The sequence below is a fragment of the Peptoniphilus sp. genome (assembly GCF_034090345.1).
Classification (GTDB): Bacteria; Bacillota; Clostridia; order Tissierellales; family Peptoniphilaceae; genus Peptoniphilus.
This window is the reverse complement of the sequence record NZ_JAXDSS010000055.1, coordinates 1-10,365: the sequence shown is the minus strand read 5'-3', so window position 1 is coordinate 10,365 and position 10,365 is coordinate 1. Positions and strand designations below refer to the sequence as shown.

The following is a 10,365-nucleotide window of genomic DNA, read 5'->3' as shown; positions in this document are numbered from 1 at the left end:
GTATCCTGTTTCTGTCCGTCAAGCCACGATTTCGCTATTGCTTTCTCTCCCACATGTCGCCATGCGAAACTTGCAAGTAGCTATAAGATTCGTCGACAACTACGCTCCTTAGGGAATTTCACCTCAGCATTAGAACATGCCCGTCATGCGTAAAAAAGAGATGAGCTTAACTCATCTCTAAATCTATTCCTATTTAACTTCTTCAGCGCTTTCCCAAAGGCCGTGAATATTGCAATAACTTAATGCATATACAGTTCCTTTTTTATCAGTCTTAACAACTGCGTGAACTTCAGGTTTAGAAAGAAGTTCTCCTTCTCCGTGTGCAGAGAAATTATAAGAACCTACTTCAACTGGAGCTGCAAATCCTTCAGGTTGGAAGAATACTTTAATCCATCCAATATGATGTTCTAAAGTATTTGGATGTTCAATTTCTTCTCCTACTTGTGCGTGTATTTTTAATTCTCCGTTTACACTTTCAACGTGAAGTACAGGTACGTGCTTTTCGTTTTTCCAATCTCCGGCTTTTACTGTTTCTGTTAATTTCATTATATTTCCTCCTCAAATTGTATATAACTTATTCTGACAAATTTATACCCTTTGTAAAGATTTTTAACCTAATTATTTAAATTTCTTTATTTCATAAAACTTTTACATAAAAATAAGAGAGGCTGCCCTCTCTTACCAGTTTAATAATATTTTCTTAATCAAAACATCTCCACCTAATGTATAGGCGATTAATGACCAAGGTTTTAAGAATAAGATTATCCATGTGAATTTTGACAATTTCATATTCACAAGCCCTGCAAACAAGCAGAGTATGTCATCAGGTGCCACCGGCAACGCAATAGCTATTGCAAAAAACCTATCAAATTTATTTCCCTTGTGAATCCATTTTGTATATCTTTGCAATTTTTTCTTACCAATTAATTTTTCAACAAATACTATGCCATATTTCCTTGCCAAAAAATAATTGATATAACTTCCTGTTACAATCCCAACATAATTATAAATAGTTCCCTTCAAAGGCCCAAATATAAAAACTCCTGCTATTGAGGTTATTCCTCCCGGTATTACGGGAATAACCACTTGTATAATTTGAAGCACTACAAAAAATAACGGACCCCATACTCCAAGATTTACTATAAAGCTATCTAACTTTTCTTGAGATGTGAAAATTCCAAGTCTATATCCCTTATAAAACCCCCAAAGCATTAATAACATAGTTATCACTGTAGCAATATGATAAATTCTATTTAATTTTTTATTATTTTCTTCTAACAAACCTCTTCTTTCAAGAATTCCATGTGGTTTGTCAGTTTCTATATTTTTTTCATCCTTCATATTTATAATTATACACGATATTTTTAATTTCTACTCTTAAGTTATAATTAAGATTTTATTAATATCCTGTTATTTCTAATATTTCATAATATGCCCAGTCATTTTTATCAACATCTTTAAATGGATTTTTTGAATAAGTATCCATAAATTCTTTATTCGGAATTCTGCCTAAAATCTTGTTCAATACTTTTGCACACTCAGCTCTTGTAATAGGATAATCCGCTGCAAATATAGTAGAACTTCTGCCTGTCATATACCCTTTAGAGCTAACATAGCTTATTGCTTCCCTTGCCCAACTATCTGATTTTACATCTTCATAAGATGCACTTTCCTCTACACTTTCATCTTTTAATTTAGCTATAACTGCTGCAAACTCTGCTCTTGTTATAGATTTTTCAGGTTTAAAACTTCCGTCATAGTAGCCTTTCATAAAGCCCTTTTCTTCCATAAACCCAATTGCATCTGCATACCATGCACTTTGTTTTACATCACTAAAATTAGTGTAGTTCCCAGAAGGTTCTTTCTTCAAGTAAACTCTTGCCAATACTTGAGCAACTTCTGCTCTTGTCATCTCTTTTTTAGGTTTAAAAGTCTTGTCCCAATATCCATTCATATATGGAACTCTTAAATACTTAACTGCATTTTTCACTTTAGTAAGTGCGTCTTCTAAATCAGAATTTTTTCTATCTGACATTACTAATACATATTTAGCATTTGCAACTGCCGCTTCTATTCTCGCTCTATCTTCATTACTTGCTCTGTTTGTAGAAATATTCATTGCCATCTCAACATAATCTTCTAAAACTTTTGTATCGATAGCTACAGTTGCCTTCTTCCCTTCTGAATCGGAAACAATTATATTTTCAGAATCTGTTGTAACTTTTCCATTCAATTTATATACTGAAATGACTTTTAATTTCTTTCCCAGTTCTTGTTTAGGAATCTTTATTTCAAATTCTCCCTTGTCATTTGCAGTGACATTTTCAATTTCTATATTTCCATCAAAAACACTTACTTTAGCTCTTGGCTGAGTTGTCCCTGTTAAAATTTCGTCTTGAGTCTTTAATTCATTGACTTTTAACTGTGTCTTAGAATTCGTTACAACAGTATTAGAAGTCAAATCTTTTTGACTTGAACTTTCTTTTCCGTCATCTTTTATTGAACTAAGCACTACAGAATTGTTAAAATCTCCTTCTTGTGCTCCTGTTCTAACTTTAGTTGATATCGCAACTGAAAAGTTATTTACTCCCCCTAGCGCCTTCATATCGTTCACTGAAAGTGAAACTATATTTTGTTTTCCTTTAACTTCTGTACTCTTCAACACAATCTTATCATTCTTAACAACACCCTCTAAAGCCGTCCCGGTAACTGATAACTTTTCATCCATTAGTAGAGTAACAGCAAAAGATTTATACTTTACACCTTCTTTTGGAATACTTATATTCAATTTATAATTTAAATTATCCCCAACTACCGCCTTTGCCACTGCCGGTTGTTCCAAAACAGCAGATATTTCTTGAGCAAACACCGGTGTACTTAGCATCAATATAAAACAAAATAAAATCAAAATCTTCTTCATAAAACACCTCTCTTATCATTATATCTTTTTAAAGTGCTTTAGTAAAATACAAGCTCATAATTTTCTTCACTTTAAACTAAAAAATCCCCTTTAAAAAAGGGGACTTGTAATATATATCAGCCGATTCCTCCAAAGATTGCACCTGCTATTAGGGCAATAAGAGCTAATGCACAATATAAATACTTTCCTGCAGGATAAAACCATCCTCCAATTTTGTGAGGCGCTCCTAAATTTACCGCTTCCTCTGCAAATTCTCTATTTGCTATCCAGAAGAACATTATACCTGCTAAAAGTGCTCCTAACGGACAAATGTAGATTGAAACAATATCCATCCATTGAGAAACTATAGCTTGTATAAATATAGCTACAGCACATCCGATAATATGAATTATTATAACTGCAGTTAATCTGTTCATATTAAATTTTTCTTGTAAAACTGCAACCGGTGTTTCATATAAATTGATTATCGAGCTAACGCCTGCAAATAATATACAGAGGTAAAATACAACTCCTATAATTCTTCCGCCAACCATTCCATTTATTACATTTACTAAGTAAATAAACATAAGTCCCGGACCGCCTTCTGATAGCTCAGCACCACCAACTGCCATTGCCGGAATAATAACTATTGCAGCGAGCATTGCGGCTAAAGTATCGAAGAATGCAACCTGTTTTGCAGAATCTATTAAATTTTCACTCTTACTCAAATATGAACCATATATAACCGAGCCACTTCCCGCTACTGATAGAGAAAAGAAAGCTTGTCCAAAAGCAAAAATCCAAAGCTTAGGGTCTTTTAATCCTTCTGAATTTACAGTGAATATATAGTTATAACCATTTGATGCTCCTGGTTGTAGTGCTATGTATACAGCTAAAAATACAAATAATATGAATAGAACCGGCATCATTATCTTATTCGCCTTTTCTATACCACCTGCAATACCCATTGACATTATTATTAAACTTACAACTATTGCTATAACAATCCATGTATTGGCTCCACCTGCTGAAGCAGTTTTACCAAATGTAGAACCTATTACATCCATGTCATTACCCATTGCGTACAATGAACCGTCTATTGACATCCAAGCATATTTAAAAATCCAACCCATTACGCATGTGTAACCTATCGCAAGAGCAAGAGAACCCACTACAGGAATTAACCCTAAAGTTTCTCCCAACTTTCTATTACCTTTTTGCTCTGTACACATGCCAAAAGCTCCCACCGGGCCAGCTCCTGCAGCACGACCAAGTGCAAACTCTTCTATAACCCCTGTACTGCCTATTAAAATTACAAATATAAAGTACGGAATTAAAAATGTCATTCCTCCCCATGCCGAAACTAAAACAGGAAATCTCCAAATATTTCCCATACCTACAGCTGAGCCTATACAGGCTAAAATAAATCCCCACTTACTGCTAAATCCGTCTCGTTTCCCACCATTTTTTTCTGACATATTGTGCCTCCACAATTATTTATTTTATTAAAATCTCATCCTCTCCATTACAGAAGGGATGAGATTTTAGGTTGGTTTATTTAATTATTAACTTATTTTTCTTCGTTTGGATATGGTTCCAAGAATGCATGGAAGTGACGCATTGGAAGAGTGTGCCCTTTTGTAATTCTCATGTTTGGAATTGATTCACGGTCTTCATAAAGCGCCTTAACAGCAGCTATTACATAATCTAAATGTTCTTTAGAGTAAACACTTCTGTTAATTGCAAATCTCACTACGTTTGCAACTTCAGCTTGTTGTTCAGGAGTCTTTAGGTCATATTCCATAGAATAATCTCCAAGTTCAGAAACTCTTATACCATAACGACGAATAAGTTCTAAACTAAAACCTTCTCCGGCAAATGTTTCATGCCCTCTCTTTCCATCAAAGAATTCATCCATATTGATATAAACTCCGTGTCCACCTGCAGGAATTACAACACCCTTTACTCCAGCGTTAAATAAACCTTCTGCAAGATAGTTACATTGCTCAATACGTTCTTCAAGATAGTTAACGTTTAGACATTCATACAAGCCTGCTGCAAGAGCCATTATGTCACGTCCTGACATTCCTCCATAAGAATCATTACCATAAGAAGAAATTTGTTTAACTTTTAATAATATACCTACATCTGTCTTAACTGTTCCATCTTCGTTGAAATCTGAGAATTTCTTCCAGAAATATCCCTTGTCGCGGAAAGCTAAGATGCCGCCCATGTTAGAATGTCCGTCTTTCTTAAGCGAAGCGGTGAAACCGTCACAATAAGAGAACATTTCTTTAGCTATTTCAGCAATTGATTTATCTGCATATCCGTCTTCATTCATCTTTATAAAATAGCAGTTTTCTGCCCATCTCGCAGCATCAAGCATAAATGGAATTTCATATTTATGAGCAAGTTCAGAAGTTTCTCTTATACTCTTCATAGAAACAGCTTGCCCACAGATAGTATTATTTGTAACTGTAGTGTAAATCATTGGAATGTTTTCAATTCCAACTGCATCTATAAGTTGTTGAAGTTTTTCAACATCCATATCACCTTTGAAAGGATTCTTTTCATAACGTCCGTTTTCAGGAACTTCGTATAACAATTCTTTATTATATAGATTACGTGGAATTGAACCCATTTGTTTAATATTTCCTTCAGTAGTGTCAAAGTGTCCATTTGAAGGAATTGTGAATACCTTACCCGGTTCACGTTCTGCTAATATTTTACGAACTATTTCAAATAAAATAGATTCCGCTGCACGGCCTTGTGGCATAATGAATGCATTTGGACGTTCAAGTTGAGCTGCGCCACCATTGAAAAGAGTTCCTTCATATTCACATAAGTACATTTCGTCCATCATTTTTTCTATATCTTGGCAATCTGTTCTAACCAAGTCTATAATTCGCTTTTGATCATCTCCACGTTCAAAACAATCACGCATTGCATCTAAAAGTACATAGTACCCCTTGTTCCTTCCGTAAGCTTCATCCCCTAAGAACAATGATGACCATTGTTGATCCGTCATAGCTGTTGTACCGGAATCAGACAACATATCTACAGTAAGCATACCTGCCGGGAATGCAAATTCATTGTAGTGAGTTGCCTTTAATGCACGCTCACGTTGTTCAATTGTAACATCTGGGATATTACGTTTTACATAAGAAAAAGAGCGTGGTGTCGGAACGTTTAATTGATATTCTTTCATTTTATACTGACCTCCTAAATTTTGACTATCGCCTTCTCAGAGGATACCCCGGTTTTCGAAACTATCGATTAGCGGACAGTATACTACTCTAACTATTTTCGAATATCTAAAGCAGTTTCATAAATCTTACAAACAATTACTTTGATGTTAGAACTGTGTATTTAAACTTTTAGAATCGTTTGCACATCATGGAACTTCTTTATACCCCAATTTTATCATCTGCTGAGATAATTTGTCAATAAATTAGTGCCTTATATCAATCTTTGTTTTTACCTATAACTTATTTTAAAAATCTATATTTTACTTATTAATTATTTTATTTATAACATATATGATTCCTACCGCTATAAATATCATAAAAGCCACTGGTAATATAGTTACAATCATATGCATAATAAATATCCTCCTACATTAAATCTTTAATTATCTACATCAATAATAACATTATCTTTATTAAATTTATTTATTCAATTTGCTGTAAACTATTATTTCTTTTGCCATACTATGCACTTAATGTGTATAATATCTTTAATAAAAACCATCTATTAAATGTCAATATAATTTTTAGGTTTATCGCATTTGGATACCAGATGTAAAAAAAGAGGAGGCTATAATGTATAAACTTTTAAAAGAAGAAATGATTGATGAAGTGTCTTCTAAGGCACTATATTTTATACACGAAAAAACTAAAGCACAAATCCTTGTGCTTTCAAATGATGATGAAAATAAAGCCTTTGGAATTGGTTTTAAGACAATCCCTGAAGATTCAACAGGGGTTGCTCATATAGTTGAACACTCTGTACTATCCGGTTCAAGAAAATATAGAACAAAAGAGCCTTTTATGGACCTTATAAAATCCAGTCAACAAACTTTTTTGAATGCTATGACATTTCCTGATAAGACAATCTACCCTGTCAGTTCAAGAAATGAAAAGGACTTTTATAACTTGATGGATGTATACTTAGATGCTGTATTTTATCCGAGAATGTATGAAGTAAAAGAAATCTTTGAACAGGAAGGTTGGCACTATGAAATGGAGAAAGATTCTCCATTATCTATAAATGGTGTCGTGTACAATGAAATGAAAGGTGTCTACTCAGACCCTCAATCAATTGTGTCTGATACTCTGACTTTCAACCTCCATCCTAATTCAACTTATGGAGTTGATTCGGGGGGAGACCCTAAAGAAATTCCAAATTTAACTTACGAAAACTTTTTGAATTTCCACAAAAAATTTTACCATCCTTCTAATTCTTATATCTATCTTTATGGCAATATGAATTATGAAGAAGTTTTAAATTTTATAGAAGATAACTATTTAAATTCATTTGATTTCGAAGAAATAGACTCTGAAATAAAATTAAACTCTCCAATTGCAGAAACTACCTTTGTAAAAGAGACTTATGCCGCAACTCCATCAGAAGTTGAAAAGAAAAATGATTATTTAGGATTTGGATGGTGTATTGGAAAGAGTTTAAATCCTGAAGATTTATTTATGAGAAATTTCCTATCTGAACTCTTAGTAAATTCAGATTCGTCTCCTATAAAACAAGATGTTTTAAGCTCAGGTTTTGCGGAAGATGTCTGGGCTGAAAATTCAACCTCACTAACTCTTGACCTATCAATTGTCGCTAAAAACACAGGAGGAAAAACTGCCGAAGAATTTCGTGACTTCATATATGCCTCTCTAGAAAAATTAGTTTCAAATGGCATAGATAAAGATTTGCTCCTTGCTACATTTAATAAATTTGAGTTTGCATATCGTGAAGGCGGCGGAGTTCAAAAGGCGATAATATATTACATCAGAGCTCTTAATACTTGGCTATATGACGAAAACCCTATAGACGGACTAAAATCTCTATCTGTAATTGAACACTTGAGAAATAAAATAGACACTGATTTCTTTGAGCAATATATTCAAAAACATTTGATCGATAACAAATATTCAGTTGGCGTTCAAATTTCAGCAGACGCTAATAAAAATAAAATTGAGTTAAATGAACTAAAAGAAAAACTTGAGAATATAAAATCCTCTCTTTCTGATGAAGAAGTGGACAACATTATATTAAATCATAAAAATTTAGTCGAATACCAATTAAGAGAAGACAGTGATGAGGATAAAAACACCATCCCTTCGCTTGAACTTTCTGATATCAAAGAAGGTATAGAACACATTGAAAGTGAGATATTTAAAGAAAAATATGGAACACTTTTATTCAATCCTCAACCTACAAATGGTATCTCTTATGTTACAATTTCTTTCCCTGCTGAGCACATAGCCATCGAAGATTTGCCAACTATGAATCTGTTGAGCGAATTATTCGGCAAAGTCTCCACTCAAAACTATCACTACTCCAATTTAGATACAGAAATATATAAGACAATTGGTGGTTTTGGAACAGGACTTGCAACTTATAGAGACTACACTAAAGAAGATGAATTCAAATCTCGATTTGAAGCTTCTCTCAAGACTTTAGATTTAAACTTTGCCAAGTCTATTGAACTTTCAAAAGAAATTTTATTAAATTCTAAATTTGATGATAAGAAGAGAATTAAAGAGCTTATCCTACTTCAAAAATCATACATCGAAGCGATAATACTTCAAAGCGGCCATTCAATAGCTGCTGAAGTTGTTAAGAGTTACTTCTCAAAACTATCTGCTTACAATCAAATATCCGGCGGGTTTAACTACTACTTCTACCTTTCTGATTTGATTGAAAACTTTGATGATAAGTGGGAAAGTTTAAGCACTAAGCTTAAAGAACTATCAACCAAGTTGATAAACGGTGTGGATGTTGTTGTAAATTTAACTGCCGACAGTTCTGACAAGAAAGATTTTCTATCAGACTTTTTAAAATCTCTTCCTACTGAAAAATATGAATCTGTTGAATTTGAATTTACTCCTAATCCAAAAAATCAAGGATTTACAACTTCTGCTAATGTAAACTATGTGTCTAAAGGATATAATCTAAAAGAATTCGGAATAAATTACTCAGGTATTATGCCTGTGCTTGGAAATATATTATCTGCCGATTATCTTCATAATCAAATCCGTGCTAAAGGCGGCGCTTATGGAGCGGGAGTTAAATTCTCTATGTCAAATGACTTGGTAACTTATTCTTATAGAGACCCTAACCTTGAAAAGACAGCTGAAATTTATGACAATATGGCTGAATATGTAGACTCACTTGACTTAACTGAAGATGAACTCAAAAATTATATAATCGGTACTATGAATGCTTTCGATCCACTTCTTGGCGCAGCTGAAAAAGGAAGTGCAAACTTCAGCAGATTCATGACAAACTTAACTGAAAAAAAAGTTGCTGAATTTAAAGAACAAGCGCTAAATACCAAGCTTTCAGACTTAAAAGCTCTACGTGGAGCATTAAAAGAAGCTATGAATAAAAATTATATTACTGCAATAGGCTCAAAAGAAATGATAGAGTCAAGCAAGTTGTTTAAAGAAGTAATTGAAATTAAAAGATAAAATGAAGACAAGTCCTGTAAAAGGATTTGTTTTTTATTTAAATCGGTCTATTGATCAAACATGACATTCACCAATACAATACGTATGTTATAATTAATACTATAATCCTATTAAATCTAGACATATAACCAATCCCTATTGGTGATACTTTTAACCATCTCTTTGGTTAATTTATTTATCGTTTCACACAACCTATCCACTACGTCTGATAATGTGTGGAAAAATTCATTTTTAAATCCCATAGTCCTAATTTGTTTCCAAATCTGTTCTATGGGGTTCATTTCTGGTGTATATGGTGGTATATGCATTATTTCTATGTTTTCCGGTATTCTTAATCCTTTGGATTTATGCCATGTTGCTCCATCACATACTAGTAGTATCATATCATTCTTATAGGTTTTGGAGAGTTCTTTTAAAAATATGTTCATACAGTCTGTATTACAATACGGCAATATTAAAAAGAAGTTTTCTCCTGTTGTTGGTTCTACTGCTCCATAAGTATATCTGTATTCTCTTAAATGATGACAAGGTACTGATGGTCTTATTTTATGGTTACACCAACAGTATTTCGGCTTATTTATGCGACCGAATCCTGCTTCATCTTGGAACATTATTCTTACTTTTTTATCCGGGTTAACGTTTCTAAGTTCTTTTGCTCTGCTGTTAATTTTTTTGAGGTCTCTATGACCTCTTTACTTGCTTTCTTAGGATGTTTACTTCTTGGCATTATTTTTCTAAATCCGTGTCTTTTTAGTACTCTATATATTTGAC

General features: G+C 33.3%; 8 protein-coding genes. 1 reads left to right on the top strand and 7 read right to left on the bottom strand.

What is annotated here, in order from left to right; translation table 11 throughout:
• Positions 1–189: 189 nt before the first annotated feature.
• From SOR77_RS04770 to SOR77_RS04750, 5 genes are all read right to left on the bottom strand, one after another.
• Positions 190–546: a class II SORL domain-containing protein gene (locus SOR77_RS04770; protein ID WP_004819266.1), complete on the bottom strand. Its 357-nt coding sequence runs from the start codon at positions 544–546 to the stop codon at positions 190–192.
• Positions 547–678: 132 nt separating this feature from the next.
• Positions 679–1,341, bottom strand: a complete 663-nt coding sequence (locus SOR77_RS04765; RefSeq protein WP_320636033.1) for a TVP38/TMEM64 family protein — start codon at positions 1,339–1,341, stop codon at positions 679–681.
• 58 nt (positions 1,342–1,399) lie between these two features.
• Positions 1,400–2,920 (bottom strand): S-layer homology domain-containing protein, encoded by a 1,521-nt coding sequence (locus SOR77_RS04760; protein ID WP_320636032.1) that lies wholly within the window; start codon positions 2,918–2,920, stop codon positions 1,400–1,402.
• Positions 2,921–3,036: 116 nt separating this feature from the next.
• Positions 3,037–4,377 carry a sodium-dependent transporter gene (locus SOR77_RS04755; RefSeq protein ID WP_320636031.1) on the bottom strand — a complete coding sequence of 447 codons (1,341 nt, stop codon included), beginning with the start codon at positions 4,375–4,377 and terminating at the stop codon, positions 3,037–3,039.
• A 92-nt stretch (positions 4,378–4,469) separates the two neighbouring features.
• Entirely contained in the window at positions 4,470–6,107 is a 1,638-nt protein-coding gene (locus SOR77_RS04750) for a tryptophanase (protein ID WP_320636030.1), read from the bottom strand.
• Between the two features lie 613 nt (positions 6,108–6,720).
• On the opposite strand from SOR77_RS04750, the gene SOR77_RS04745 reads away from it, so the two are divergent.
• The gene (locus tag SOR77_RS04745; protein WP_320636029.1) at positions 6,721–9,594 is read left to right on the top strand and encodes an insulinase family protein; all 2,874 of its coding nucleotides are present in this window, start codon (positions 6,721–6,723) and stop codon (positions 9,592–9,594) included.
• A 116-nt stretch (positions 9,595–9,710) separates the two neighbouring features.
• On the opposite strand, the gene SOR77_RS04740 is transcribed toward SOR77_RS04745, so the two are convergent.
• Positions 9,711–10,262 (bottom strand): IS630 family transposase, encoded by a 552-nt coding sequence (locus SOR77_RS04740; protein WP_320636034.1) that lies wholly within the window; start codon positions 10,260–10,262, stop codon positions 9,711–9,713.
• A complete protein-coding gene (locus SOR77_RS10235; protein WP_414153386.1) occupies positions 10,211–10,360 on the bottom strand; it encodes a winged helix-turn-helix domain-containing protein in 150 nt (49 codons plus the stop codon). The genes SOR77_RS04740 and SOR77_RS10235 overlap by 52 nt, the downstream gene beginning before the upstream one ends.
• Positions 10,361–10,365: the final 5 nt, after the last annotated feature.